The organism is Streptomyces sp. NBC_00094 (assembly GCF_026343125.1).
Classification (GTDB): Bacteria; Actinomycetota; Actinomycetes; order Streptomycetales; family Streptomycetaceae; genus Streptomyces.
The window spans coordinates 1837058-1862895 of record NZ_JAPEMB010000001.1; the positions used below are offsets into that span (position 1 = coordinate 1837058).

Genomic DNA, 25838 nt, shown 5'->3' on the forward strand with positions numbered 1-25838 from the left:
CGGGATCCGCCGACCGGTCACCGCTGGTCCGCCCGCTGACCGCCCTGCCGACCGGTCCGGGTGGTCAGCCCACCACCCGGCCGTTGACGACGACCCTGCGCGGCGCCGCCAGGACGCGGACGTCCGCGCGCGGGTCCTCGCCGTAGACGACCAGGTCGGCGGGGGCGCCCTCCTCCAGGGAGGGGCGGCCCAGCCAGGCCCTGGCTCCCCAGGCGGTGGCCGCGAGGGCGTCGATCGGCGGGATGCCGGCCCGGGTCAGCTCCTCGACCTCCTCGGCGACGAGCCCGTGGGCGAGGGAGCCGCCCGCGTCGGTGCCGACGAAGACGGGGACGCCCGCGTCGAAGGCGGCGCGGACGGTGTCGTACCGCCGCTCGTGAAGCCTGCGCATATGGGCCGACCAGCGGGGGAACTTCTCCTCGCCGCCGTCCGCGAGGTGCGGGAAGGTCGCGATGTTCACCAGGGTCGGGACGATGGCCACGCCCCGCTCGGCGAAGAGCGGGATCGTGTCCTCGGTGAGACCGGTGGCGTGCTCGATGCAGTCGATGCCCGCCTCGACGAGGTCGCGGAGCGAGTCCTCGGCGAAGCAGTGCGCGGTGACGCGGGCGCCGAGCCGGTGCGCCTCGGCGATGGCCGCCTCGACCTCGGCGCGCGGCCAGCAGGCGGTGAGGTCGCCCGCCTCGCGGTCGATCCAGTCGCCGACGAGCTTGACCCAGCCGTCGCCGCGCCGGGCCTCCCGGCCGACGTACGCGACGAGGTCGGCGGGCTCGATCTCGTGGGCGTAGTTCCGGATGTAGCGACGGGTACGGGCGATGTGCCGGCCCGCGCGGATGACCTTCGGGAGGTCCTCGCGCTCGTCGATCCAGCGGGTGTCGGAGGGCGAACCGGCGTCCCGGATCAGCAGGGTGCCCGCGTCCCGGTCGGTGAGGGCCTGCTTCTCGCTGGTGGCATCGTCGACCGGGCCGTGCCGGTCGAGCCCGACGTGGCAGTGGGCGTCGACCAGTCCGGGCAGCACCCAGCCCTCGACGGTCACCGCCTCGGCGGCGGGCCGGTCGAAGGTGATCCGCCCGTCGACGCACCAGAGTTCGTCCCGTACGTCCTCAGGGCCGACGAGCACCCGCCCCTTCACATGCAGCACCGTGTGATCGCTCATGTCTGCACTGTACGAGGGCGGGTGCCCGGCCGGGAGACCGGTCGGCCACGGCCCGCTCCACGGGGAGCGGCGGGGTCACTCGTCGATCGCGCTCCCGTAGCGGGCGTCCAGGTACGGCCCGCCGAACGACGAGACGCCGAAGCTCCACGAGCCGGTCGCGGTGAGTCCTCCCGTACGCGCGGGGAAGAGCCAGACGTGCCCGTCCGCGGTGTTCTCGCCGGGCGCCGCCGCGAGCAGCGAGAAGCGGCCGTCGGCGTCGGGGTCGACGAGCCGGACCTGGCCGCCGAACCGGTCGTCACGCTCCACGGCGCCCGGTACGGAGGGCGAGTCCTGCGTCCAGGAGGCGGCGCCGGTGCCGGTCAGGCCCCGGGCGGTGCCGCGCAGGACGGTGACCATGCCCACGTCGACGACGGTGCCGATGTCCTCGCCGGGGGCGCCGATCGCGAGGTCGGCGTAGCCGTCGCGGTCGGTGTCGCCGAGGGAGAGGTCGGTGCCCCAGCCGTCGCCGCGTTCCGAGGCGCCCGGTACGCCGGCGGAGTTCTGGGTCCACCACTGCGGCGGGGTGCCGACGCCGGTGGCTCCGGCGGGGCCGTTCGGGCCGCCCCGGTAGACGCCGACCAGTCCGCCGGTCATGGACTCGCCGCCGTCGTCGGGGCTGTGCGGCTCGCCGGTGACGAGGTCGTCGTAGCCGTCGCCGTCGATGTCACCGGAGGCGGTGACCGGCCCGCCGCGCAGCTCCCGCTGGTAGACGAGGGAGTCGGTGCCTCCCGCGAGGTACCAGGACCAGCCGTGGCCGGGCTCGGCGCCGGTGGTGACCCCGCTGACCACCAGGTCCGCGAAGCCGTTCTTGTCGTAGTCGCCCGTGGTGACGGACTTCGCGACGAGGTCGCGGGGCACCGGGGCCGCCGCCGTCCCGGCGGCGCGCGCGCCACTCGGTGCGAGCGTCGTGCGGTCGAGCGCCGCGGCGGTGTGCGCGCGCCGGTCCGCGGCGAGGCGGGCGCCGCCGGTCCCGGACGCGGCACCGAACCGGTGCCATTCCACGTACCGGCGGTCGAGGACGATCAGCTGGTCCCCGCTGGTCTCGGCGGTGAACCGGGCGGCGGCGAACGCGGACCCGAAACGGGCCCCGGCCACCGGTCCGTTGAGGCTGTCGACCCACTGGCTGTCGGTGCCGACGAGGCCGTGCGGGGACCCCCAGAGGACGATCACGCCGCCGACGTCGGCGCGGGTGCCGATGTCCTCGCCGGGGGCGCCGATCACGGCGTCGTCGTAGCCGTCGCCGTCGAGGTCGCCCGTGGCGACGGCGGCGCCGAAGGAGTCGCCCGTCTCGGCGGCGCCGGGCACCCCGGTGGTGTCCTGGCTGACGATCGTGGCGGCGCGGGTGTCGATGCCGTCCGGCGAGCCGTACTGGACGGTGACGAGGCCGGCGCCCCGCTTGCCGCCGACGGTCGCGCCGGGCGCGCCGGCGAGGACGTCGTCGAAGCCGTCGCCGTCGAAGTCGTGGTTGCGGTCGTCGGCGCGAGTGCCGCCGGGCACGCCGGCCCAGGCGGCCGGGGCGGTCGCGATCCCCGCGCCGGTGAGGAGGAGGAGCGTCGCCGCGGCGAGGGCGGCGGAGCGGTGCTTGCGCATGGAGCATCTCCTGGAGGTCGGAGGGTTCCGGGCGGCTGCGGGGGGGTGCGCCGGACGGGGCCCGTGCCCGGTCCGTCGTCCTGTTGGACACCTGATGTCCCTTGACGGTTGCACCGGGACGAAGATCCCTTTTGTGCGGGTGGGCCCCGGGGCGCCCGGCCCGATCGGCACGGCGCCTCCCAGGAGCGGGCGGGCCGCCCGTCGGTACCCTGATCAGGAGTTCCACCCGCACCGAACCGAGTCGAAGAAGGCACCGCCGTGACCGTGACACATCCGCTCCTGGACCTGGCCCCGCTGACCGCCGCGCATTTCGCGTCGATCGAGCGGCGGGTGGCCGCGCTGCTCTCCACGGAGCAGGACGTGGTCATCACCCAGGGCGAGGCGCTGCTTCCCCTGGAGGGGTGCATCCGCAGCGGCGCGCGGGCCGGTTCGACCGCGCTGAACGTCGTCACCGGTCCGTACGGGCAGACCTTCGGCAACTGGCTGCGGGACTGCGGGGCGACCGTGGTCGACCTGGAGGTGCCCTTCCACACGGCGGTGACGGCCGCTCAGGTGGAGCAGGCCCTCGCCGAGCACCCGGAGATCGACTTCGTGTCGCTCGTGCACGCCGAGGCGGCGACCGGGAACACCAACCCGGTCGCGGAGATCGGCGAGGTCGTCCGGGCGCACGGCGCCCTGTTCTACCTGGACGCGGTGGCGTCGATCGGCGCGGAGCCGGTGCTGCCGGACGCCTGGGGCGTGGACATGTGCATCATCGGCGCGCAGAAGGCGATGGGCGGTCCCGCGGGGGTGTCGGCGGTGTCGGTGAGCGCGCGGGCCTGGGAGCGGTTCGCCGCGAACCCGGACGCGCCGCGGCGCTCGTACCTCTCCCTCTTGGACTGGAAGGAGCGATGGATCGACGGCGGCCGGAAGGCGCTCCTGCACGCTCCGGCGCAGCTGGAGATGCTGGCCCTGGAGGCGTGCGTGGAGCGGATCGAGGCGGAGGGTCTCGACGCGCTGATGGCCCGGCACGCCTCGGCGGCGGCCGCGACCCGCGCGGGTGCGGTGGCCCTGGGCGGCGGTCTGGAGCCGTACGTGTACGAGGCGAAGGACGCGGCCCCGGTCGCGACGACGCTGCGCGTGCCGGCCGGCGTGGACGCCTCGGAGCTGGTCGCGAAGGCCCTCTCGGCGGACCCCTCGCTGCCGCTGATCGCCGGCGGCGGTGCGCTCGCCAAGGAGATGGTCCGGGTCAACCACTACGGCGTGGACGCGACCCCGGGCGCGGTGCAGTCCTCGCTCGCGGCGCTCGGCGCGGCGCTCGGCGACACGGGCCGCACGGTGGACCTGGAAGGCGCGCGGCGCGCGGTCACGGAGGCCTGGAAGTAGGCGGAGTACGGGGCGGGGGGAGGGGCGGGGGGGTCCGGTGCCGGATCCCCGCCCTCCGCGTGTCCCGGGCCCTCGCTCGCGGTGGGCGCCGGTGGGTGGTCAGCCCGCCAGGACGTCCAGGACGCGGTCGACGTCCGCCGTCGTGTTGTACAGGTGGAACGAGGCCCGCAGGTTGCCCGCGCGGGCGGAGAGCAGCACGTCGGCGTCCCGCAGCGCGTCGGCCCGGTCGCCGAGGCCGGGGACGGCGACGACCGTCGAGTCGTCCATGACCGGCGCGTGGCCCAGCTCGACGAGTCCGGCGCGGAAGCGGGCCGCGAGGCCCTTGTCGTGGGCCTCGATGCGGTCGATGCCGATCTCTTCGAGCAGCGCGAGCGAGCGGGCGGCCCCGTGGTACGAGAAGAAGGCCACGGGCTCGTCGAAGCGACGTGCGGAGGCGGCGAGTTCGCGGACCGGGCCGTAGCTGTTCACCCACAGCTCCTCGCCCGTGACCCAGTTGGCGTGGATCGCGAGGAGCGAGTCCTGCGCCTCCTCGGTGACGGTGAGGAAGGACGCCCCGCGCGGGCAGAGCAGGTACTTGTAGGCGCCGGAGACCGTGTAGTCCCACTCCCCCGCGTGCAGCGGCAGCCAGCCGGCCGACTGCGTGGCGTCCAGGAGCGTCCGGGCGCCGTGGGCGGCCGCCGCGGCCCGTATCGCCGCGAAGTCCGCCGTGCGGCCGTCCGCCGACTGCACGGCGGAGAAGGCGACGAGCGCGGTCTCGGGGCGGACGGACTCGGCGAGGCGCTCCAGCGGCACGAAGCGGGTCTTGAGGTCGCCGCGGATCGTGAAGGGGGTGATGACGGAGGAGAAGTCGCCCTCGGGGAAGAGGATCTCGGATCCCGCGGGCATCGACTGGGCGATCATTCCGCAGTGCACCGCGACGGAGCTGCCGACGGCGACGCGCTCGTGCGGGACGTGGGCGAGCCGGGCGAAGGCCGCCCGGGCCTCGCCGACGATCTCGAAGCTTCCGGCGCCGTCGGATCGGCCGTCGGCGGTCTCCTCGGCGAGGAGCGTGACGGCCTCGATGGTCCGGCGGGGCAGCAACCCGCAGGCGGAGGTGTTCAGATACGTCTTCTTGGGCGCGAACTCGGCGCCACCGAGCGGCTGGTCCAGGGAATCCATGCCCCCACCCTGGATTCCCCACGATCACCCGTCAATGGGGATAGATCGTGGGGAAACCCCAAGTCGCGCTTATCCATGCAGGTCAGCGAGGCGCCGGCCCCGTGTCAGGCCTGCGGGACCGCGCAGCCGTCCGGGCCGCAGGCCTCGGCGTCGCTGCCGACCGGCTGGAGGGTGCGGCCCTGCCAGGCCTGCTCCAGGGCCTGGGTGAAGACCTCGGCGGGCTGGCCGCCGGAGACGCCGTAGCGGCGGTCGAGGACGAAGAACGGGACGCTGTTGGCGCCGAGTTCGGCGGCCTCGCGCTCGTCCTCCCGTACGGCGTCGGCATAGGCGGACTCGTCGGCGAGGACGGCCCGCACCTCGGCCTCGTCGAGACCGGCCTCGACGCCGAGCGTCACCAGGGTCTCGGCGTCGAAGACGGAGCGCTCCTCGGCGAAGTTGGCGCGGTAGGCCAGGTCGAGCAGCTCGCTCTGTCGACCGCGCTCCTTGGCGAGGTGGAGCAGGCGGTGGATGTCGAAGGTGTTGCCGTGGTCGCGGCCGTCGGTGCGGTAGCCGAGGCCCTCGGAGTGCGCGTTGGAGGCGACGTGCGCCTCCATGGCGCGGGCCTCGTCGAGGGTCCGGCCGTACTTCTTCGCCAGCATCTCCAGGACCGGGCCCGTGTCGCCCTTGGCGCGGTGGGGGTCGAGCTCGAAGGAGCGGTGCACGACCTCGACGTCGTCGCGGTGGGCGAAGGCCGCGAGGCCCTTCTCGAAGCGGGCCTTGCCGATGTAGCACCAGGGGCAGGCGATGTCGCTCCAGATCTCGACGCGCATGTGACTTCTCTCCGAGGGGTTGCCGGTGGGGTGTTCCGTCGCTGGGAACGCGCCCACCGGCCCGTTTCATTCCGATTCCGGCCGCACTGTGAGGCGGAGCACGAGGTGGTCGCCCGAGCGCGGGGTCTCCGGGTCCGGGACCCAGCCGTGGGCCGCGTAGAAGGCCTGGGCGCGCTCGTTCTTCTCGTAGACCTCCAGGCGGGCGGTGGTCGCCCCGGCCGTCCGCCAGGCCTCGACGCAGGCCGCGTGGAGGGCGCCGCCGACGCCCCGGCGCCAGCGGGCGGGGGCCACGTGCAGCTGGCTGAGGGACATGACGCCGTCGCGCTCGCCGTACGCGGCGATCCCGGCGACCTCGCCGTCGAGCTCGGCGCAGAGCACGATCCCACGGTCGATCGCGCCCGCCCAGCCGGTACGGGAGCGGGCCAGTTCCTCGGGGCCCGCGTAGTCGGCCTCGGGGAGGTGGCCGCGGTAGTAGGTGGCGCGGGCCTCCGCGTGGAGGGCGGTGACGGCGTCGAGGTCGGCGGCGTTCGCGTGTCTGATCATGGAACTTCAGGACGCGCCGGCCGGGGCTCCGGTTCCGGGGCCCGTGGTCCGCGTCCCGGCCAGGCGGCTGAAGGAGGACCTGTACGCGCTCGGGGTGAGGCCGGTGCGCCGCAGCAGGTGCCGCCGCAGCGAGTCCCCCGTGCCGAGGCCGCTCGCACGGGCCACCCCGTCCATACCGAGGGAGGTGGACTCCAGGAGCTCCTTGGCCCGCTCGACGCGCTGGTGGAGCAGCCATTGCAGGGGGCTGACCCCCGTCTCGGCGTGGAAGCGGCGCGAGAGGGTCCGGACGGAGACCCCCGCGTGCCGGGTGGCGCTCGGCGAGCAGCTCCCGGTACGCCCAGTACGTCGTCGCCGCCCGGCCGTCGAGCAGTCCGGCCTCGGCGAGCGTGAAGGCGCCGGTGCAGAGGGAGGCGATCCGCTTGCCGGCGGCGGCGCGGCGCAGCGCGTCGAGGATGCGCGGGTCGGTGCGTGTACGAGCCGCGGCGCCCCCGGCATGGGGACGGCGCTGCGGACGAGCCTGCTGATCAGCGCGGGGCTGCTGACCCTGACGGCCCTGGCCTCGCTGCGCCTGCCCGGCCGCCGGGCCTGACCGCGCTCCGGCGCCCTTGCCCTACCTCCCCGGGGCCCTCCCGTACTCCCGCGACCGGGCCCCGGGGAGGGGTCAGCGGCGGGGCAGCCCCAGCGGGTTGCCGTCGCGGAGCTCCGGCGGGAGGAGGTGCTCGGGGGTCGACTGGTAGGTGACCGGGCGGAGCCAGCGCTCGATCGCGGTCGCGCCGACCGAGGTGGAGGTGGAGGTGGTGGCCGGGTAGGGGCCGCCGTGGTGCTGGGCGGCGGCGACGGCGACACCGGTGGGCCAGCCGTTGACGAGGACGCGGCCCGCGAGCGGGGTGAGTTCGGCGAGGAGCGAGGCCGCGTCGGTGTCCTGGTCCTGGTCCCGCTCGGCGATGTGCAGGGTGGCGGTCAGGTTGCCGGGCAGGAGGCCGAGGACGGCGGTGACCTCCTCGCGGGAGGAGTAGCGGGCGACGACGGTGACGGGTCCGAAGCACTCCTCCAGGAGGAGGTGGTGGTCGCCCCCGGGAAGGCCGTCCGCGCCGTCCCCGGTGCGCCGCTCGGCGTCCCCCTTGGTGAGCCGCTCGGCGTCGACGGCGAGGACGCCGGCGCTGACCGTGTGCTCGCCGCCCGCGCCCGGGGTGACGGGGGTCCGCACCCCGTCGAGCGCGGCGCGCTCGGCGACCCCGGCGACGAACGCGTCCCGCATGCGGTGGTCGAGCATCACGCCCGGTTCGGTGTCGCTGACCCCGGCGGTGAGCGCGGCGAGGAAGCGATCGCCCGCCTCGCCCTGGGGAGCCAGGACGAAGCCGGGCTTGGTGCAGAACTGGCCCGCGCCCAGCGTCATGGAGCCGGCCAGGCCGGCGCCGAGCTCCTCGGCGCGCTCCTCGACGGCCGCCGGGGTGAGCACGACCGGGTTGAGGGAGCCGAGTTCGCCGTGGAAGGGGATCGGTACGGGCCGGGCGGCGGCGGCGTCGAAGAGCGCCCGTCCGCCGCGTACCGAACCGGTGAAGCCCGCCGCCGCGACGAGCGGGTGGCGGACCAGCTCCACGCCGGCGTCGAAGCCGTGGACGAGGACGACGACGTCCTCGGGAAGGCCCTGCTTGGCGGCGGCCCGGCGCAGCAGGGCGGCGCAGAGCTCGGCGGTGGCCGGGTGGTCGGGGTGGGCCTTGACCACCACGGGGCAGCCGGCGGCGAGGGCGCTCGCGGTGTCGCCGCCGGGTACCGAGAAGGCGAGGGGGAAGTTGCCGGCCGCGTAGACGGCGACGACGCCGAGCGGGATCTTCCAGCGGCGCATGTCGGACCGGGGCGGGGTGGCCCCGGGGTCGGGGAGGTCGATCCGGATGTCGAGGTAGGACCCCTCCGTGACGACCTCGGCGAAGGACCGCAACTGGGCGGTGGTCCGGGCGAGTTCACCGGTGAGGCGGACGGGGCCGAGGGCGGTCTCGGCGTCGGCGGCCTCGATGACGTGCTCGCGCGCCTCGTCGAGGAGGTCTGCGGCGGTACGGAGGAAGGCGGCCCGCACCGTGCGGTCGGCGAGGGCGTCACGGGCGGCGTGCGCGGCCCGGACGGCCCGGTCGACCTCCTCCGCTGTGGCCTCCACCGCAACCTGCTCGCGCGGCTTCCCCGTCCGGGGGTCCACACTCCACACTGGTTCTGCCGCCACAGCCACGCCCCTGTTCGCTATTCTGAACGCTGTTCCCGTAGATGAACGCGCCTGCGAGGGACTCTATTGACGGTCCGGCCGTCTCCACAAGGGGCGCCGCCCGGCACGGAGCGGCCGGGGACGGCCACCAGGACGACCGGACAACCGGACAACCGGACAACGGAAAAGGGGCGAGGGTCATGGCGACTGCCGACGCGGGTGGGGCACAGGTGAAGTCCGCGGTGCGGACCGTGGAGCTGCTCGAGTACTTCGCCGGGCGCCCGGGGATGCATTCGCTCGCCGCCGTCCAGGAGGCCGTCGGCTACCCCAAGTCCAGCCTGTACATGCTGTTGCGCACCCTGGTCGAGCTCGGCTGGGTGGAGACCGACGCCACTGGCACGCGGTACGGGATCGGGGTGCGGGCGCTGCTCGTCGGCACCTCGTACATCGACGGCGACGAGGTCGTGGCCGCCGCCCGGCCGACCCTGGACCGGCTCTCCGACGACACCACCGAGACCATCCACCTCGCCCGGCTCGACGGGACCAACGTGGTCTATCTGGCGACCCGCCAGTCCCAGCACTACCTGCGGCCGTTCACCCGGGTCGGGCGCCGGCTGCCCGCGCACTCGACCTCGCTCGGCAAGGCGCTGCTCGCCACCCACACCGACGAGCAGGTGCGCAAGCTGCTCCCCGAGACCCTTCCGGCGCTGACCGAGCACACGATCACCGACCGCGAGAAGCTCATCGAGGAGCTGCGGGTCATCCGCGAGCAGGGCTTCTCGGTGGACCGCGAGGAGAACACGCTCGGGCTGCGCTGCTTCGGGGTCGCGATCCCCTACCGGACCCCGGCGCGGGACGCGATCAGCTGCTCGGTGCCGGTGGCGCGGCTCACCCCGGCCCACGAGCAGATGATCAAGGACGCGCTCTTCGACGCGCGGGACCGGCTGGCGCTGGCGACCCGCCGCCTCTGAGCGCTCGCGCGTGCGGGGTCAGCCCCGCTCGGCGAGGGCCTTCTGCCAGACCGGGCTGTCCACGTAGTGGTTGTCGTACTGCTCCGAGGAGGCCTTGATCTCCTCGAAGCTCGCCTCGCCCCGCATGACCCGGCCGAGGAGGCGCAGGTAGTCGAAGCGGGCCATGCCCGGCGTGAAGGCGAAGAGGACGTCCGCCTCGGCGCCGGGCGCCGCCGCGAAGGCGTGCGGGGTGTGCGGCGGGACGAGGAGGAAGTCACCCTGCTCCAGGACGGTCAGCTCCTCGCCGACGAGCACCTGGAGCGAGCCACCGAGGACGAAGAACATCTCCGAGGCCTTGGTGTGGAAGTGCGCCGGGGCGCCGACCGCGCCCTTCGCGAACGAGGAGCGGTAGCTCGTGAGCTGCCCGCCGGTGGTGTCCGAGTCGGCGAGGAGCGTCATCACGCTGCTGGGGTCGGCGGTGGTCTCGGCGGTGGCGGCACGGGTCAGGAGCGGGGCGAAGGTCGCGTTCTCGTTCATGATCACTACTCTAGAGGGCCATTGACCCAGGCAACGGGTTCAATTGATCTTTGAATTCATGGGTCAATTCCGAGGGTGTCGCGTCGCCCGGGGCCCGCGGGTGGAGGCCCTCTCCCCCATGCGGCGGAGACGGTTCACCACACGGCAGGAGGTGGCACCGGCGCCCCGCGCGGGAGCGTGGAGCCATGACACCGACCGCGTACTCCCTCCCCCCGACACCCTCCGCCGCGTACCACCCCACCGTCCTCCGCCGGGTGCTCCGCGTCCTCGCGATCGTCGCCTGCCTCCCGTACATCGCGCTCAAGGTCGTCTGGGTGGCGGGCGGTGAGATCGGCATCCCGGCCGGGAGCGTGCTCCTGGAGCACCGGACGATGCTCGCCGTCGCCAACTCGGTCTCGGTCCTCGCCGACATCGTCGTGATCGCCCTCGCCCTGCTGCTCACCCAGGCCTGGGGCCTGCGGGTACGGGCCTGGCTGCTCGCCTTCCCCATGTGGGCGGCGACCGGGCTCCTCGCGCCGATCATGGCCGGGTATCCGGCGCAGCTCGCGGTCCCGCTCCTCACCGGCGACGAACGGGCCGCCGCCCCCAGCGAACCCTTCCTGGACTCCTGGGTCTTCGCCGTCGTCTACGGCGGCTTCATCCTCCAGGGCCTCTCCCTCGGCACCCTCTTCGTCCTGTACGCACGGGACCGCTGGGGCCATGTCTGGCGCGGCCGGCTGGGCGAGGTCTCCGCACGCGTCTCCGGGCCCGGCGTGCGGGCCGCCGCCGTGGCCGGCGCGGCGGTCGCGCTCGTCCCCGCGACCGTCCAGCTGATCTGGCTCTCCGGCTCGGCCAGGGGCCTCTCCGCCCAGCGGGCCGCCGAACGGGACTCCGACTTCTACGTCCTGAGCGCCGTCGGGCTCGCCTTCCTCGTCGCCGCGGTCGTCTTCACCCTCCTTCTCGTCCTGCGGCGGCCCGCGCGGCTCGGGGTGCGGCCCGTCCTCGCCCTGGCCTGGGTCTCCACCGGCGCGGTGGGGTGCTGGGGCGCGTACATGTCGCTGGTCTGCCTGATGCCGGAGACCGATCCGGCCAAGCAGGTCCCGGCCCTCGCACAGCTGTCCTACGCTGGCCAGATGATCACCGGGTTCCTGCTGGCCGCGTGTGTGGCCGTGTTCCTGCGGCGGCGGAGCGCCGAGGCGTGAGGCGGTGGGCGGTCGCCCTGTTCGGGCAGCGCGCCAGGCTGCGCTGGCTCCATCTGATCCTGGGCGGCGCCCTGTTCATGCCGTACTGGCTGGTCGGCACCGTCGTGCTGGGGGCCTTCCTCGACTCGCCGGGCATGTTCGGGGGCAGTCTCGCCGTGCAGTTCGGGGCGTACGCGATCGGGCTGCCGCTCGCCGCGGTCACCGCGCTCTTCCCGCTGGCCCGGCCGATGTCGGTGGCGGTGGCGCGGGCGCTGTGCGGGGTGCCGGCGGACCGGTTCGCGGACGGTCCGGCGCACGGGCGGGACGCGAAGGCGAGGACCGCCGGCTGGTTCACCCTGCACGTGGGCGCCGGGGCGCTGGTCAGCGGGGCGACCCTGGCCCTGCCGCCGTTCGCGGTGGCGGTGCTGGCGCTGCCGTTCTCGTCGGCCCTCCGGGAGTCGGAGGTCGGCCGGCACTGGGGCCTCGACCAGGACTGGTGGGTCTGGGCGGCGCTCCCGGCGGGCCTGCTCATGCTGCTCGCGCTCGCCGCGGGGGCCGCCGCGGCCGGGGCTCTGCTCGCCCGGCAGGCGCCCCGGCTGCTCGGGCCGAGCCCGGCGGACCGGCTCGTGGCGGCCGAGCGGCGCGCGGCGGAGGCCGAGTCGCGCAACCGGCTCGCCCGCGAGCTGCACGACTCGGTCGGCCACGCGCTGAGCGCGGTCACCCTCCAGGCGGGCGCGGCGCGCCGGGTCCTCGACACGGGCGACGCGGCGGACCTGGAGTTCGTCCGGGAGGCGCTGACCGCGATCGAGGAGACCACCCGGCGCACGGTCGGGGAGCTGGACTGGGTCCTCGGCCTGCTGCGGCGCGACGAGGGGGCCGAGGAGGGAGCGGGGCCGGGGCTCGACGCCCTGGAGGCCCTCGTGCGCGGCGCCGGACCGCGCGTGGCGCTGACGGTGAACGGGGCCCTCGACCCCGTACCGGAGGCGCTGTCCCGGGAGGCGTACCGGATCGTCCAGGAGGGCCTGACGAACGCGGCCCGGCACGCGGGCGGCACACCCGTCACCGTACGGCTCGACGCCCGTACCGAGGAGTTGGAGATCACCATGGAGAACGCCCTGCCCGAGCGGCCCCCGGTCGCCCGCCCGCACGGCGGGCGCGGCCTGCGCGGGGTCGGCGAACGGGCCCGGCTGCTCGGCGGCACCGCCGAGGCGGGCCCGGTGGACGGCGTGTGGCGCCTCGCGGTCAGGATCCCCCGGTGAGCGCGGCGAGCGCGGCGAGCGCGGCGATTCGGGTGGTCGTCGCCGACGACGAGCGCATGGTGCGGACGGCCCTGCGGGTCATCCTCGACGCCGAGCCCGACCTGGAGGTCGTCGGCGAGGCCGCGACGGGCGCCGAGGCGGTGTCGGTGGTGCGGGCGGCGCGGCCGGACGTCGTGCTGATGGACGTGCGGATGCCGGAGATCGACGGGATCCGGGCCACCGAGCAGATCCTCGGCGGGATGGCGGAGCCGCCCCGGATCGTGGTCGTGACCACCTTCGAGAACGACTCCTACGTGTACGACGCGCTGCGGGTCGGCGCGGCCGGTTTCCTGCTGAAGCGGGCGGCGGCCGAGGAGCTGGTGGGAGCGGTCCGGCTGGTCGCCCGGAGCGACTCGCTGCTCTACCCGGCGGCGGTACGGGGCCTGGCCGCCGAGCACGCCCGGCGCGCTCCGGCGGCGGCGCCGCCCTGGGCGGGGCGGCTCACCGAGCGGGAGGCGGAGGTGCTGCGGCAGGTGGCGACGGGCCTGACGAACGCCGAGATCGCCGAGCGGATGGGCGTCGGCCCGGCGACGGTCAAGTCCCACGTGGCGGCGGTCCTGGCGAAGCTGGGCGCCCGGGACCGGACGCAGGCGGTGATCCTGGCGTACGAATCGGGGTTCGTACGGGCGGGGTGACGGGGCGGGTGACGGGGTGACGGGGCCGACCGGAGCCGTGGACGGGGTCAGCGCCTGCCGAACAGGCCCTTCCCCCTGGCGGGCGGGGCCTCCTCCTTCGGTGGAGCCTCATAGGGCTGGACGTGCACCTGCTCGGCGGTGGTGATCCTGCAGAGCACCTTCTGCGGGGCCCTCACCTCCACGAGCCAGGACCCGTCGGCGACCCGGAACACCCTCCGGCCGGGGGTCGCGCCGCGCAGCGGGCGCGCCTCCGCGGGTATGTGCTCCATCGCCAGCTGCCGTGCCAGGACGTCGGCCGCGGCCCGGCCGCCCTCCTCGACGAGGTGTCTCTGGGTGAGCTCCCAGCGATGGTCCTCGTACCCCCGGCAGGTCTCCTCCTCCACGAGGACGGCCCACACGACGTACTTCTCCGGCACCGCGTCATCGATCATGCGCGCACTGTAGAGGGACCGTCCCGCCGGTATGAAGGTTCGCTGAGAAACGGGACACATCCGGAACGGCCGCCACCGTCCCGTTCGTCCCCCCTAGTGCGATGAACAAGACGATCAGGCACACGTCGGTCTTCGTCCTCGTCCTCGTGCTCGCCCTGCTGGGCCGGGCCACCTGGGTGCAGGCGTACGAAGGCAAGGCGCTCGCGGACGACTCGAAGAACCGGCGGAAGACCATCGCGCAGTACGCGCAACCGCTCGGCAACATCGTCGTGGCCGGCTCACCGGTCACCGGCTCGAAGAAGACGGAGGGAGGCGATCTCGCGTACAAGCGCACGTACACGGACGGCGAGCTCTACGCGGCGGTCACCGGATACAGCTCGCAGGCGTACGGCGCCACGCAGCTGGAGGGCATCTACGACAGCGTCCTCGACGGCACCGACGACCGGCTGAAGAACCCGGTCGACGCCGTCACGCGCAAGCAGCAGGAGCCCGGCACGGTCGTCACCACGATCGACCCGGCCGTCCAGAAGGCCGCCTATGAGGCGCTCGGCAGCAAGAAGGGCGCGGCCGTCGCCGTCGACCCCGCCACCGGCCGCATCCTGGCGATGGTCTCCACCCCGTCGTACGACCCGTCGAAGATCGCCGGGACGACGGACGGCGACGCCTGGAAGGAGCTGATGGGCGACGAGGACAAGCCGATGGTCAACCGGGCCCTGCGCCAGCCGCTGCCGCCCGGCTCCACCTTCAAGCTGGTCGTCGCGGCGGCGGCCCTGGAGGACGGCCTGTACGGCTCGGTGGACACGGCGACGAAGAGCCCCAACCCCTACACGCTGCCGAACACCCGGAAGGTGCTGAAGAACGAGAACGCCTCGGCGCCCTGCGAGAACGCCACGATCCGCACCGCGCTCCAGTACTCCTGCAACAACGTCTTCGCCAAGATGGCCGCCGACCTGGGGCAGGACAAGGTGAAGGCGATGGCGGAGAAGTTCGGCTTCAACGACGACGAGCTCGACGTCCCCGTCCGCGCCTACGCGAGCGTGTACCCGTCCGGCATGGACTCCGCGCAGACGGCGCTGACCGGCATCGGTCAGTTCGACGTGACCGCCACCCCGCTCCAGATGGCCATGGTGTCGGCCGCGATCGCCAACGACGGCCTGCTGGCCGCCCCGCACATGGTCTCGGAGGTCGTCGACTCCGACGGCGACGCGCTGACCACGTTCGACGACGGGGACAGCACGCGGGTCGTCTCCTCCTCGACGGCGGAGCAGCTGCGCAGCGCGATGCAGACGGTGGTGGACAAGGGCACCGGTACCAACGCGGCGATCGCCGGGGCCGAGGTCGGCGGCAAGACGGGCACGGCGCAGCACGGCGAGAACAACAGCAAGACGCCGTACGCCTGGTTCACCTCCTACGCCAAGGACCCCTCGACCGGGAAGCAGGTCGCCGTCGCGGTGATGATCGAGGACTCGGGCGCGGCCCGCTCCGAGGTCAGCGGCAACGGCCTGGCGGCCCCGGTGGCGCAGAAGATGATGGCGGCGGCGCTGAAGTGACGTGACCCCCTAAGGGGGCCCGATTGGCTCCGGGCACCCGCCGCGCGATATGCAGGGGCACGCTCGTTTCCGAGCGTGCATTCGAATCACCGACGTTGCTCGCTGACCCTGCTTCACCTCGCGGAGGACCGCCGTGCGCCTGCCCCGTTCCCTGTCCGGCTGGACCATGGCGGTCTTCGGCGTGCTCGCCGCCGCGCTCGGCGTGGTGGGGCTCGTCGCCCCGGACGCCCTGCTCACGGTCATGGGGTTCGAGCCGGTGCCCGACGGCGGGCGGGCGGACGGCGACCACACCCTGGTCTTCCTCACGGCCTCCTCGATGGCGGCGCTCAACATGGGCGTCTACTACGTCCTGGCCGCGCTCGCCGACTGGAAGCCCTTCTTCCGCTGGACGGTCCCCTTCCGGCTCCTCACCTGCGCGGTCTTCACCCTCGCCGTCGTCACCGGCCGCGCCCCGGCCGGCTTCCTCGGCGTGGGCCTGTGGGAGGGGCTCGGGGCCGTGGTGACGGGAGCCGCGCTGCGGTACGAGAAGGCCCGCGAATAGGGCAGGTGCCCGATCCCTGGGGCGCTCCTCAGAGGCCAGGCTGCGGTCATGCGCTGGTATCTGACAGGCGTCGTCGTGTCCGGGTTCGGTACGACGGCGATGTGGCTGGTCTCCGGGATCTGGGTGAAGTCCCTGACGGGGTCGGACAGTCTGGCGGCGCTCACCGCCTTCGCCCTGTGGGCGCCCGTCCTCCTCGGGCCCCTGCTCGGCACGCTCGCCGACCGGGTGCGTCGGCGGCCCCTCCTCGTCGTCCTCGACATGGCGATGGCGCTGCTGCTGCCGCTGCTCCTGTGGGTGGAGTCGGCGGACCGGGTGTGGCTGCTCTTCGGGGTGCTCGTGCTGTACGGGGCCCAGGGCGCCGTCCACGAGGCCGCCGAGCAGGCGCTCGCGGCGACGGCGCTGGACGCGTCGCGGCTCGGCACCCTCAACGGGCTGCGGATGACCGCGAACGAGTCGGTGAAGCTGGTCGCGCCGCTGGTGGCGGCGGGGCTCTTCGCCCGGTACGGGGGCGGCCCGGTGGCCCTCCTGGACGCGGCGAGCTTCGCGGTCGCGGCGGCGGTGTTCGCTCTGATGCCGGTACGGGAGGAGCGCCCCGCACGGTCGGCCGACCGGCACTGGTGGCGGGAGACGGCCGAGGGCGTCCGGCTGCTGCGGGCGTCGCCGGCGCTGCGGCCGCTGGTGGCGACGGGCGCGTTCACGATGCTGCTCGCCGGGGTGAACGGGGCCGCGATCTACGCCGTGGTGGACCGGGGGCTCGGCCACTCCCCCGCGTACGCCGGCGTGCTGTACGCCGTCCAGGGCGCGGGTTCGGTCCTCGCGGGCCTCGTCGCGGGCCCCCTGCTGCGGCGGGTCCCGGCGCGGACGGTCGCCGCCCTCGGTCTCGCGCTGTTCGCGGTCGCGGCGGGGGTGCGCGCGCTGCCGTACGAGGCGACGGCCCTGGCGGCGAGCGCGGTGATCGGCCTGGGGCTGCCGTGGGTCCTCGTCGCCGTCGTGACGACGGTCCAGCGGGAGGCTCCGGCGGAGGCGGTGGGCCGGGTGGCGGCGACCGCGAACACCCTGGTCTTCGCCCCGAACGCGCTGGCCCTCGCGCTCGGCGCGGGCCTGGTCGCGGTGGTCGACGTCCGGGTCCTGCTGCCGGTCCTCGCGGTGGCGGGCACGGCCTGGGCGGCCGGCCTCACGGTCCGGGGCCGCCGCGCGGGCGCGGGGCGGGTGAAGGAGCCCGTACGGGCACACGGGGCCGGCCGCTGACGGAGCCGCACGCCCTGCCCCACTGGCCCCACTGGCCCTACCGGCCCTACCGGCCCTACCGGCCCTACCGGCCCCACCAGCTCCACTGGCCCCACTCGCCCTACTGGCCCCACCCGGCCCCACCGGCCCCGCTCGCGGTGCGGCGGGAGCGGGAGGCGGGGAGCATGGAGGGAGGCGCGCAGCGCGGCGGGAGGAGGCAGGGTGACGGCCGGTTCCTTCCCGGAGACGGCGGGACGGGCGGGTGTGCCGTTCGACGGCACGGGGCTCCTCGACATCCTCGGGGTCGCGGCCGTCGTCATCGACGCACGCGGCCGGATCGTGCTGTGGAGTCCGCAGGCGGAGGCCCTCTTCGGCTACCGCGCGGACGAGGCCCTCGGCCGGTACGTGGCCCGGCTGATCGTCGACGAGAAGCACCGCGGGGAGGCGATGCGCCTCTTCGGCGAGGTGCTGCACGGCGGCACGACCTGGGCGGGCACCTTCCCCGTACGGCACAAGGACGGCAGCACCCGCGACGTGGAGTTCCGCAACATGCGGCTGACCGACGACGTCGGTGGGCTGTTCGCGCTGGGGATCGCCGCCGACCGTTCCGTCGTCGAGCGGGTCGAGACCGAGCTGGCCCTCTCCGACCGGCTGGTCTCCCAGTCGCCGATCGGCCTCGCGGTCCTGGACACCGACCTGCGGTACGTCCGCGTGAACCCGGCCCTGGAGCGCATCAACGGCGTCCCGGCCGCGCTGCACCTCGGGCGGAGGATCGGCGACATGCTGCCCCGGGTCGACGCCCGGGAGCTGGAGTCCGCGCTGCGCACGGTCCTCGCCACCGGCAAGCCGCTGCTCGAACACCAGACGACGGGGCGCACCCCCGCGGACCCCGACCACGAGCACGTCTGGTCGCTCTCCTTCTACCGCCTCGAAGGCGCCGAAGGGCGGGTCCTGGGGGTCGCGGCCTCGGTGATCGACGTGACCGAGCGGCACGACGCGGACGCGCTGGCGGACCGGTCCCGGCGGCGGCTCGCGCTGGTCGCGGACGCCTCGGCACGGGTCGGCACCACGCTGGAGGTGGAGCGGACGGCCGACGAGCTGGCCGGGGTCGTGGTGCCGGAGCTCGCGGACGTCGCCGCCGTCGATGTCCTCGACTCGGTCCTGGCGCTGCGCAGGCCCGGCGCTCCGGCGGAGGGCCCCGAGCTGTTCCGCGCGCTCGCGGTGAAGGCCTCGGGCCCGACGGACGCGCTGCCTGCGGCGGACCCGCCGGGCGCGGTCGCGATGTACGGGGCGGACCGGCTCGTCACCCGCTGCGTGCACACCGGTCTGCCGGTCCTGGTGGAGCACGTCGGCCCCGGTGACCTGTCCCGGATCGCGCGGAGCCCGGAGGCGGCGGAGCTCCTGGAGCGCGCCGGGGTGCACTCGTACCTGGCGGTGCCGCTGATCGCGCGCGGGGAGGTGCTCGGCGCGCTCGACCTCAAGCGGGACCGCAATCCGCTGCCCTTCGACGGCGACGACGTGCTGCTCGCGACGGAACTCGCCGCCCGGGCCGCGGTCAGCATCGACAACGCGCGCTGGTACCAGAGCGTGCGGAACTCGGCGGTGACGCTCCAGCGCAGTCTGCTGCCGGGCAAGCCCCCGGAGCGGGCGGGCCTGGAGATCGCCGCCCGCTACCAGCCGGCGCAGGCGTCGAGCGAGGTCGGCGGCGACTGGTACGACGTGATCGCGCTGCCCGACGACAAGACGGCGCTGGTCGTCGGGGACGTGATGGGCAGCGGGATCGACGCGGCGGCGACGATGGGGCGGCTGCGCACGGCCACCTGCGCGTTCGCGGACCTCGACCTGTCCCCGGCCCAGGTCCTGAGGCACCTGGACCGGATCACGGCGGGCCTTGAGCACTACATCGCGACCTGTCTGTTCGCCGTGCACGACCCGCGCCGGGGCAGGTGCCGGATCGCGAACGCGGGCCATCTCCCGCCCGTGCGGATCCCCGCGGACGGCCCGGCCGAGCTGGTGCGGCTCTCGACGGGGGTACCGCTGGGGGTGGGCGGCGGTACCTTCCACACGGCCCGGTTCCCCTTCCTTCCCGGGGATGTCCTCGTGCTCTACACGGACGGGCTCGTCGAGACCCGCCACGAGGCGATCGACGACCGGCTCGCGGTGCTCGTGGGCCTGCTCGACGAGCACCGCGGGCCTCTGGAGGAGACCTGCGACCTGCTGCTCCGGGCGCTGCGGCGGCCGGGCGCGCAGGACGACGTGGCCCTGCTCGTCGCCCGGAGCACGGGATGAGCGCCCCGAGGGCTCCCAGGGACCCGGACGCCCGGAAGGCCCCGGACGCCCGGAAGGCCCCGGACGCCCGGAAGGCCCCGGACGCCCGGAGGGCCCCGGCGGCCCGGGAGCGCAGGACGGGGCTGCGGAGCGTGGCCGGTCAGGTGTTCGCCCTGGAGGCGCTGATCGCCCTCCTGGTGATCGCGGCGGCGGTGTTCGTCATCTTCCACCAGGCGCAGCGGGACACCGAGCGGGACGCCCGGATCCGTTCGCTCACGGTCGCGGAGGCCTTCGCGCACGCGCCGGGCGTCGACGACGCGCTGACGTCGCCGGATCCGACGGCGGCCCTCCAGGACCGGGCCGAGGCCACCCGCCTGGCGACCGGTGTCGACTTCATCGCGGTCCTCAGCCCGGCCGGTGTGCGGTACACCGACTCCCAGCCGGAGCTGATCGGCCACAAGGCGACCGGGGACCTCTCGCGCGCGACGGTGGACGGCGAGTCCTTCACGGAGCTCTTCCGCGGCGCGCCGAACGACGCGGTACGGGCCGTGGTCCCGGTGGTGGACGAGCAGGGCCGGATCGTCGGTCTGGTCAGCAGCGGCATCGAGGTGCAGAGCATCTCGGACGCGGTGCAGGGCCGGCTGCCGCTGCTCGTCGGTGCAGCGGCGGGCGCGCTGGCGATCGCCGTGGGCGGCGCGGGGCTGGTGAGCAGGCGGCTGCGGCGGCAGACGCACGGTCTCGGCCCGGCCGAGATGACCCGGATGAAGGAGCACCACGAGGCGGTCCTGCACGCCGTGCGCGAAGGGGTCCTGATCGTGGGCCCCGACCACCGGCTGCTGCTCGCCAACGACGAGGCGCGCCGGCTCCTCGGCCTGTCGGCGGGGGCGGAGCAGCGGCATGTCTCGGAGCTCGGTCTCGACCCCCGTACGGTCGAGCTCCTCGTGTCCGGGCGGGCGGCCACCGACGAGGTGCACCGGGCGGGTGACCGGCTGATCGCGGTGAGCGTGCGGCCCACGCTCCCGGAGGGGGCCGAGTCCGGCAGCGTCATGACGATGCGGGACACCACCGAGCTGGCCGCGGTGACCGGCCGGGCGGCGGTGGCGCGGGGCCGGCTCCAGCTGCTGTACGAGGCGGGGGTGCGGATCGGGACGACGCTGGAGGTCGTACGGACCGCGGAGGAGCTGGCGGAGGTGGCGGTGCCGCGGTTCGCGGACTTCGCGACGGTCGAGCTGCTGGAGCCGGTGCTGCGCGGGGAGGAGCCCCCGGAGTCGGCGGCCGCGGCCGGCGGGATGCGGCGGACGGCCTTGAGCGGGCTGCGGCCGGACCAGCCGCTCCAGCCGGTCGGGGACACCGTCCTCTTCGACGTGCCCGGCGCCCCGATGGCGACGGCCCTGGCCGCGGGGCACGCGGTGGAGACGGAACTGGCCGCGGCGGAGGCCTGGCGGGCGATGGACCCGGAGGGGGCGGCGCAGGCCCTCGCGTACGGGATGCACTCGCTGCTCACGGTGCCGCTGATGGCCCGCGGGGTGGTCCTCGGGATGGCGAACTTCTGGCGCGCGGACACCCCGGAGCCGTTCGGGGAGGAGGACCTGTCGTTCGCGGAGGAGCTGGCGGCGCGGGCGGCGGTGGCGATCGACAACGCGCGCCGGTTCACCCGGGAGCACGCGATGGCGGTGACGCTCCAGCGGAGCCTGCTGCCCCGGGTGCTGCCCGACCAGAGCGCGGTGGACGTGTCGTACCGCTATCTCCCGGCGAAGGCGGGGGTGGGCGGCGACTGGTTCGACGTGATCCCGCTGCCGGGGGCGCGGGTGGCGCTGGTGGTGGGGGACGTGGTGGGGCACGGCCTGCACGCGGCGGCGACGATGGGGCGGCTGCGGACGGCGGTGCACAACTTCTCGACGCTCGACGTGCCGCCGGACGAGCTCCTCGGCCATCTCGACGAGCTGACCGGCCGGATCGACCACCGGGAGTCGGAGGGCCCGGAGACCGAGGGGCGGCGGCGGGACGCGGGCATCACGGGCGCGACCTGCCTGTACGCGATCTACGACCCGGCGTCGGGGCGGTGCACGGTGGCGAGCGCGGGGCATCCGGGTCCGGCGCTCGTGGGCCCGGACGGGCAGGTCGAGTTCCCCGAGCTGGCTCCGGGGCTGCCGCTGGGGCTCGGTCTGGGCGACGTGCCGTTCGAGACGACGGAGCTGTGGCTGCCGGAGGGGAGCAAGCTGGTGCTCTTCACGGACGGTCTCCTGGAGGACCGGGGGCGGGACCTGGACACGGGTCTCGCCCTGCTGCGGTCCACGCTCTCGCGCCCGGACCGGAGCCCGGAGCAGACCTGTGCGGATGTCCTGGCGACGCTGCTCTCGCCCTCGCCGCGCGACGACATCGCGCTGCTCGTGGCCCGGACCCGGCTGCTCGACCGGGAGCGGATCGCGGAGTGGGAGGTGGCCAGGGACCCGTCGGCGGTCTCGCCGGTACGGAACGCGGCGGCGGCGAAGCTGGCGGAGTGGGGGCTCGACGGCCTCGCGTTCAACGCGGAGCTCGTCCTCAGCGAGCTGATCACGAACGCGGTGCGGTACGGGGCCGATCCGGTACGGGTACGGCTGCTCCACGACCGGACGCTGATCTGCGAGGTCTCGGACGGCAGCAGCACGTCCCCGCACCTGCGGCACGCGGCGACGACCGACGAGGGCGGGCGCGGGCTCTACCTGGTGGCGCGGTACGCGGAGCGCTGGGGCACCAGGTACGGCCGGCGCGGCAAGACGATCTGGGCCGAGCTGCGCGTGGACGACACGGACGCGGAGCCGTCGGAGAAGGGCATGCCGGACCTGGACGCGCTGGAGGACCTGGCCTGGTGAGGGTCGGGGGCGGGCCCGGTGGCGGGGCGGCTGACCGAGCCGAGGCGGGGCCGGGCGGCTGACCGAGCCGGACCGGGGCCGGGCGGGGCGGCTGACCGAGCCGGACCGGGGCGGGGCGGCTGACCGGGCCGGGCCCGCTAGCCCGGCTTGCGCAGGGCCGTGCGGACCGCCTCCAGGTCGCCGTCCGAGGCCAGGCCCGCATGGTAGAGCCGCAGTTCGGTCGCGCCCGCCTCGCGGGCCCGTTCGGCGTCGCGGGCCAGGTGCTCGGGGGCGCCGCCCATGCCGGTGACGACGGAGAGGTTGGCGGCGAGGACCGTGCCGGGACGGGCGTGGGCCGCGAAGGCGGCGACCTTCGGGGGCCGGGCGACCACGCCGTCCGCGAGGGCGAGGACATGGGCCGGGTCCGTGCCGGCGTCGGCACCACAGCGGTACGGGTCGGGGTCGGCGTGCAGCAGGACGCGGAAGCCCGGCGGGGCGGCGGCCCGTACGGCGGCCACGGCGGCCTCCTGGAAGGAGCGGGCGGTCCCGGCGCGCCAGGCCAGGGCGGGCGCCTCCAGGTCGCCGAGCCCGCCCGCCGGTCCGGAGCCGGTCCAGACGGGCTCCAGGGCGCGGCGCACCGCGGCGGCCAGCTCGTCGGGGTCGGCGCCCCCGTCCCCGTACCCCTCCCGGCAGGAGGGGCAGAAGCAGAGGGACATCAGGTACTGCTCGCGGTCGCCCAGCGGGACTCCCGAGGTCTTGTCGTGGGCGTGGAGGTGGGCGAGGCCGTACCAGCCGCAGGACTCCAGTTCGGTGCCGGCGGCGCCGGGGCGGACGGCGGCCTCGGCCGCGAGGTCGACGAGGAGGGCGCGGACGTCGGGGCGGGCGACGCAGGGGGCCCAGGGGTAGCGGTCGCCGTACGCGTTGACGACGGAGGTCTCGGGATGTTCGGCGCCGAGGCGGGAGTTGTGGGCCAGGACGACCCAGCTGTGGACGTCGAGGCCGGTGCCGGAGAGGGCCTCGGCGGCCCGGCCGTACGCGTCGCCGGGGGCCCACTCCCCCGCCGGGTACGGGCGGAGCGCGCGGCCCGCCCAGCGGTCCGGGTCCGGCGGGTAGAGCACGGCGGCGTACTCGGCGGTGACGATCCGGTGGGCCGGGTGGCGGGGGCTGAGCGCCCGGGTCGAGTGGTAGGCGGAGGCGAGCGTGACCTGCGCGATGCCGAGCTCCGCGAGGAGCCCGGGCGCTGCGGGGTCGCCGTCGACGTCCCAGGGGTAGAGGAAGGCTCCGGCACGCAGGAGCCTCCCCTCGTCGTTCCCGCTCACGCGCCGGCCTCCTTCAGGAGGGCGCGGCCGCGCTCGACGAGCAGGGCGAGTTCCGCGAGGTGTGCGGGGGTGGGCTCGCTCAGCGGCGGCCGTACCTCTCCTACGTCCAGGCCTCCCATCCGTACCGCCGCCTTGACGAGCGAGACGGCGTATCCGCGGCCCTGGGAACGGAGTTCGACGAGCGGCCGGTAGAAGCCGTCGACGAGGAGGTTCACGGTGGTGTCGTCGCCGGTGGCGAGGGCGCGGTGGAAGGCGAGGGCGAGGTCGGGGGCGAAGCAGAAGACGGCAGAGGAGTAGAGGGTGACGCCGATGCCCCGGTAGGCGGCGCAGGTGAGTTCGGCGGTCGGCAGGCCGTTGAAGTAGAGCAGGTCGAGGCCCTCGGCGCGGACGGCGCTGACGATGCGCTGCATGAGGTCGAGGTCGCCGAGGCCGTCCTTGAGGCCGATGATGCCGTCGGTGCGGGCGAGGGCGACGGCGGTCGCGGGGGTGAGGACCGCGTTGTCCCGCTGGTAGACGATCACGTCGAGGGAGGTGGCGGCGGCGAGTTCGGTGTAGTGGCGGAGCAGCCCGGCCTGGTCGGCCACGACGAGGTACGGGGGCATGGCGAGGAGTCCGTCGGCGCCGGCCTCCTCGGCGAGCCGCGCGTACTGGACGGCGAGCGCGGTGCCGTATCCGGCGCCGGCGACGACGGGGACACGGCCGGCGGTCTCCTCGACGGCGGCGGCGACGCAGACCCGGAACTCCTCGGGGGTGAGCGCGTGGAACTCGCCGGTGCCGCAGCAGGCGAAGACGGCGGCGGCGCCCGCGTCGACGCCGGCGCGGACGTGAGCGCGGAAGGCGTCGAGGTCGAGGGAGCCGTCCGGCCCGAAGGCGGTGACGGGGAAGAAGAGCAGGCCGTCGAGCCGGCCGGCGAGCGGGGTGGTGGTCACGGGCGCTCCCAGGGAAGTCCGTCGTGCACAGTTATGACTGTCATCCATATTCTTGAACACCGACGTCTCGCACGCTAGAACAGCGCCGAAGCGCCGGTCAAGGAGAAGGCGCGCCGTATCGCACCCTCTTGACGCTCCATCGGGCCGCTCCCTACCGTGTCCACGGTTGTGAACGGCACTCAGCCCCACGACAACCGAGCCCGCACCCCTCAGCCGCACGGCACTCGACGGAGGAGATCCACTCCATGCCCGCACCCCGCACCGTCCTCCTCACCGGCGCCGCCGGCGGCGTCGGCACGCTGATGCGGGAGCTGCTGCCCCCGTACGGCTACGAGCTGCGCCTGCTGGACGTCGCCCCCGTCCAGGGGGCGCCGGACGCGATCGTCGCCGACCTCGCGGACCGTACGGCGCTGCGCGAGGCGGTCCGGGGCGTCGACGCGATCGTGCACCTGGCCGGGATCTCCCTGGAGGCCGACTTCGAGAAGATCATGGCCGCCAACATCGCCGGGACGTACCACCTCTACGAGGCCGCCCGCGAGGAGGGCGTCCGGCGCGTGGTCCTCGCCTCCAGCAACCACGCCGTCGGCTTCACCCGGCGCCCGCGCGAGGGCGAGCCGGTGGTCCCGGTCGACACCCCGCACCGCCCCGACACCTTCTACGGCCTCTCCAAGTGCTTCGGCGAGGACCTCGCCCAGCTCTACTGGGACCTGCACGGCATCGAGACGGTCTCCGTGCGCATCGGCTCCTGCTTCCCCGAGCCCACCTCGGTGCGGATGCTCTCGATGTGGCTCAGCCCCGGGGACTGCGCCCGCCTCCTGCACGCCTCGCTCACCGCCGGGTCCGTCGGTCACACCGTGGCGTACGGCTCCTCCGCCAACACCCGCACGTGGTGGGACCTCTCCACGGCCCGGGCGCTCGGCTTCGACCCGCAGGACGACTCGGAGGTCCACGCGGAGAAGCTGATCGCGGAGCGGGGGCTCCCGGAGGAGGGCAGCGCCGACGACCTCTACCTGGGCGGCCACTTCACCGTGAACCCGCCGCGCTGGCCGCACTGAGCGGAAAGAGGGCAGCCTTACGCAGGGCCCGGCCGGACTTATTACGGGGGAATGCCGGCCGGGACCCGGGTCACGGCGCGCGCTGGCAAACCGGACATGTCCACGGTAAGTCCGGGCGAAGATCATCGCGAGCCGCGGAACGCGGCGTCTGTCCGGATTGCGCGGCCCGTTCGCCCACCGACCTGCCGACCCGCTGCCGCGCCGACCTACTGACCGGCCGACGTATCGACCTGCAGACCGGCCGACCTGCCGACGTATC

General features: G+C 74.7%; 21 protein-coding genes and 1 pseudogene. 11 read left to right on the plus strand and 11 right to left on the minus strand.

What is annotated here, in order from left to right; translation table 11 throughout:
• Positions 1-64 precede the first annotated feature (64 nt).
• Together OG580_RS07920 and OG580_RS07925 are read right to left on the minus strand one after the other, a co-directional pair.
• Positions 65-1150, minus strand: coding sequence for an amidohydrolase family protein (locus tag OG580_RS07920; protein WP_267042922.1), 1086 nt, complete (start codon positions 1148-1150; stop codon positions 65-67).
• Between the two features lie 75 nt (positions 1151-1225).
• A complete protein-coding gene (locus tag OG580_RS07925; protein ID WP_267042923.1) occupies positions 1226-2779 on the minus strand; it encodes an FG-GAP repeat protein in 1554 nt (517 codons plus the stop codon).
• A gap of 264 nt (positions 2780-3043) precedes the next feature.
• Here OG580_RS07925 and OG580_RS07930 point away from each other — a divergent pair, with 264 nt between their 5' ends.
• Positions 3044-4144, plus strand: a complete 1101-nt coding sequence (locus tag OG580_RS07930) for an alanine--glyoxylate aminotransferase family protein (RefSeq protein WP_267047933.1) — start codon at positions 3044-3046, stop codon at positions 4142-4144.
• Between the two features lie 99 nt (positions 4145-4243).
• Here OG580_RS07930 and OG580_RS07935 read toward each other — a convergent pair whose 3' ends face one another.
• From OG580_RS07935 to OG580_RS07955, 5 genes and pseudogenes are all read right to left on the minus strand, one after another.
• Positions 4244-5302 (minus strand): aminotransferase class V-fold PLP-dependent enzyme, encoded by a 1059-nt coding sequence (locus tag OG580_RS07935; RefSeq protein ID WP_267042924.1) that lies wholly within the window; start codon positions 5300-5302, stop codon positions 4244-4246.
• Between the two features lie 104 nt (positions 5303-5406).
• A complete protein-coding gene (locus OG580_RS07940) occupies positions 5407-6111 on the minus strand; it encodes a DsbA family oxidoreductase (protein WP_267042925.1) in 705 nt (234 codons plus the stop codon).
• Positions 6112-6177: 66 nt separating this feature from the next.
• Positions 6178-6654 (minus strand): GNAT family N-acetyltransferase, encoded by a 477-nt coding sequence (locus OG580_RS07945; RefSeq protein WP_267042926.1) that lies wholly within the window; start codon positions 6652-6654, stop codon positions 6178-6180.
• A 6-nt stretch (positions 6655-6660) separates the two neighbouring features.
• A pseudogene (locus OG580_RS07950) lies at positions 6661-7117 on the minus strand (helix-turn-helix domain-containing protein); the annotation flags it as partial.
• A 198-nt stretch (positions 7118-7315) separates the two neighbouring features.
• Positions 7316-8869 carry an aldehyde dehydrogenase (NADP(+)) gene (locus OG580_RS07955; protein ID WP_267042927.1) on the minus strand — a complete coding sequence of 518 codons (1554 nt, stop codon included), beginning with the start codon at positions 8867-8869 and terminating at the stop codon, positions 7316-7318.
• Positions 8870-9048: 179 nt separating this feature from the next.
• Between OG580_RS07955 and OG580_RS07960 the strand changes: the two genes are divergently transcribed.
• Complete coding sequence (locus OG580_RS07960) at positions 9049-9819, plus strand: IclR family transcriptional regulator (RefSeq protein WP_267042928.1); 771 nt, start codon at positions 9049-9051, stop codon at positions 9817-9819.
• An 18-nt stretch (positions 9820-9837) separates the two neighbouring features.
• Here the strand turns inward: OG580_RS07960 and OG580_RS07965 are convergent, their stop codons facing one another.
• Positions 9838-10335, minus strand: coding sequence for a cupin domain-containing protein (locus tag OG580_RS07965; protein WP_267042929.1), 498 nt, complete (start codon positions 10333-10335; stop codon positions 9838-9840).
• 185 nt (positions 10336-10520) lie between these two features.
• On the opposite strand from OG580_RS07965, the gene OG580_RS07970 reads away from it, so the two are divergent.
• From OG580_RS07970 to OG580_RS07980, 3 genes are read left to right on the plus strand one after another with little or no spacing between them, the layout of a single operon-like run.
• Positions 10521-11516, plus strand: coding sequence for a hypothetical protein (locus tag OG580_RS07970; RefSeq protein ID WP_267042930.1), 996 nt, complete (start codon positions 10521-10523; stop codon positions 11514-11516).
• A complete protein-coding gene (locus tag OG580_RS07975; RefSeq protein WP_267042931.1) occupies positions 11513-12754 on the plus strand; it encodes a sensor histidine kinase in 1242 nt (413 codons plus the stop codon). The genes OG580_RS07970 and OG580_RS07975 overlap by 4 nt, the downstream gene beginning before the upstream one ends.
• 26 nt (positions 12755-12780) lie before the next feature.
• Positions 12781-13428: a response regulator transcription factor gene (locus OG580_RS07980; protein ID WP_267047934.1), complete on the plus strand. Its 648-nt coding sequence runs from the start codon at positions 12781-12783 to the stop codon at positions 13426-13428.
• 47 nt (positions 13429-13475) lie between these two features.
• Here OG580_RS07980 and OG580_RS07985 read toward each other — a convergent pair whose 3' ends face one another.
• Positions 13476-13859, minus strand: a complete 384-nt coding sequence (locus OG580_RS07985) for a hypothetical protein (protein ID WP_267042932.1) — start codon at positions 13857-13859, stop codon at positions 13476-13478.
• 101 nt (positions 13860-13960) lie between these two features.
• Between OG580_RS07985 and OG580_RS07990 the strand changes: the two genes are divergently transcribed.
• The 5 genes from OG580_RS07990 (at position 13961) to OG580_RS08010 (ending at position 22297) form a co-directional block, all read left to right on the plus strand.
• A complete protein-coding gene (locus OG580_RS07990; protein WP_267042933.1) occupies positions 13961-15409 on the plus strand; it encodes a penicillin-binding protein 2 in 1449 nt (482 codons plus the stop codon).
• Positions 15410-15575: 166 nt separating this feature from the next.
• Positions 15576-15950, plus strand: a complete 375-nt coding sequence (locus tag OG580_RS07995) for a hypothetical protein (protein WP_267047935.1) — start codon at positions 15576-15578, stop codon at positions 15948-15950.
• A 48-nt stretch (positions 15951-15998) separates the two neighbouring features.
• Positions 15999-17198: an MFS transporter gene (locus OG580_RS08000; protein WP_267042934.1), complete on the plus strand. Its 1200-nt coding sequence runs from the start codon at positions 15999-16001 to the stop codon at positions 17196-17198.
• Between the two features lie 201 nt (positions 17199-17399).
• Positions 17400-19466 (plus strand): SpoIIE family protein phosphatase, encoded by a 2067-nt coding sequence (locus OG580_RS08005; protein ID WP_267042935.1) that lies wholly within the window; start codon positions 17400-17402, stop codon positions 19464-19466.
• Positions 19463-22297, plus strand: a complete 2835-nt coding sequence (locus tag OG580_RS08010) for a SpoIIE family protein phosphatase/ATP-binding protein (RefSeq protein WP_267042936.1) — start codon at positions 19463-19465, stop codon at positions 22295-22297. Before OG580_RS08005 ends, OG580_RS08010 begins: the two co-directional genes overlap by 4 nt.
• Before the next feature lie 137 nt (positions 22298-22434).
• Here the strand turns inward: OG580_RS08010 and OG580_RS08015 are convergent, their stop codons facing one another.
• Both OG580_RS08015 and OG580_RS08020 read right to left on the minus strand, forming a co-directional pair.
• A complete protein-coding gene (locus tag OG580_RS08015; RefSeq protein WP_267047936.1) occupies positions 22435-23568 on the minus strand; it encodes a hypothetical protein in 1134 nt (377 codons plus the stop codon).
• 23 nt (positions 23569-23591) lie between these two features.
• A complete protein-coding gene (locus tag OG580_RS08020; RefSeq protein WP_267042937.1) occupies positions 23592-24524 on the minus strand; it encodes a 5-dehydro-4-deoxyglucarate dehydratase in 933 nt (310 codons plus the stop codon).
• Between the two features lie 245 nt (positions 24525-24769).
• On the opposite strand from OG580_RS08020, the gene OG580_RS08025 reads away from it, so the two are divergent.
• Positions 24770-25579, plus strand: a complete 810-nt coding sequence (locus tag OG580_RS08025) for an NAD(P)-dependent oxidoreductase (protein WP_267042938.1) — start codon at positions 24770-24772, stop codon at positions 25577-25579.
• Positions 25580-25838 lie beyond the last annotated feature (259 nt).

What these genes read in the sequence shown, in the direction of transcription:
- OG580_RS07920 (WP_267042922.1), bottom strand. Translation starts at nt 1,150, where the DNA reads ATGAGCGATCACACGGTGCTGCATGTGAAGGGGCGGGTGCTCGTCGGC.
- OG580_RS07925 (WP_267042923.1), bottom strand. Translation starts at nt 2,779, where the DNA reads ATGCGCAAGCACCGCTCCGCCGCCCTCGCCGCGGCGACGCTCCTCCTC.
- OG580_RS07935 (WP_267042924.1), bottom strand. Translation starts at nt 5,302, where the DNA reads ATGGATTCCCTGGACCAGCCGCTCGGTGGCGCCGAGTTCGCGCCCAAG.
- OG580_RS07940 (WP_267042925.1), bottom strand. Translation starts at nt 6,111, where the DNA reads ATGCGCGTCGAGATCTGGAGCGACATCGCCTGCCCCTGGTGCTACATC.
- OG580_RS07945 (WP_267042926.1), bottom strand. Translation starts at nt 6,654, where the DNA reads ATGATCAGACACGCGAACGCCGCCGACCTCGACGCCGTCACCGCCCTC.
- OG580_RS07960 (WP_267042928.1), top strand. Translation starts at nt 9,049, where the DNA reads ATGGCGACTGCCGACGCGGGTGGGGCACAGGTGAAGTCCGCGGTGCGG.
- OG580_RS07965 (WP_267042929.1), bottom strand. Translation starts at nt 10,335, where the DNA reads ATGAACGAGAACGCGACCTTCGCCCCGCTCCTGACCCGTGCCGCCACC.
- OG580_RS07970 (WP_267042930.1), top strand. Translation starts at nt 10,521, where the DNA reads ATGACACCGACCGCGTACTCCCTCCCCCCGACACCCTCCGCCGCGTAC.
- OG580_RS07985 (WP_267042932.1), bottom strand. Translation starts at nt 13,859, where the DNA reads ATGATCGATGACGCGGTGCCGGAGAAGTACGTCGTGTGGGCCGTCCTC.
- OG580_RS07990 (WP_267042933.1), top strand. Translation starts at nt 13,961, where the DNA reads ATGAACAAGACGATCAGGCACACGTCGGTCTTCGTCCTCGTCCTCGTG.
- OG580_RS07995 (WP_267047935.1), top strand. Translation starts at nt 15,576, where the DNA reads ATGGCGGTCTTCGGCGTGCTCGCCGCCGCGCTCGGCGTGGTGGGGCTC.
- OG580_RS08000 (WP_267042934.1), top strand. Translation starts at nt 15,999, where the DNA reads ATGCGCTGGTATCTGACAGGCGTCGTCGTGTCCGGGTTCGGTACGACG.
- OG580_RS08010 (WP_267042936.1), top strand. Translation starts at nt 19,463, where the DNA reads ATGAGCGCCCCGAGGGCTCCCAGGGACCCGGACGCCCGGAAGGCCCCG.
- OG580_RS08025 (WP_267042938.1), top strand. Translation starts at nt 24,770, where the DNA reads ATGCCCGCACCCCGCACCGTCCTCCTCACCGGCGCCGCCGGCGGCGTC.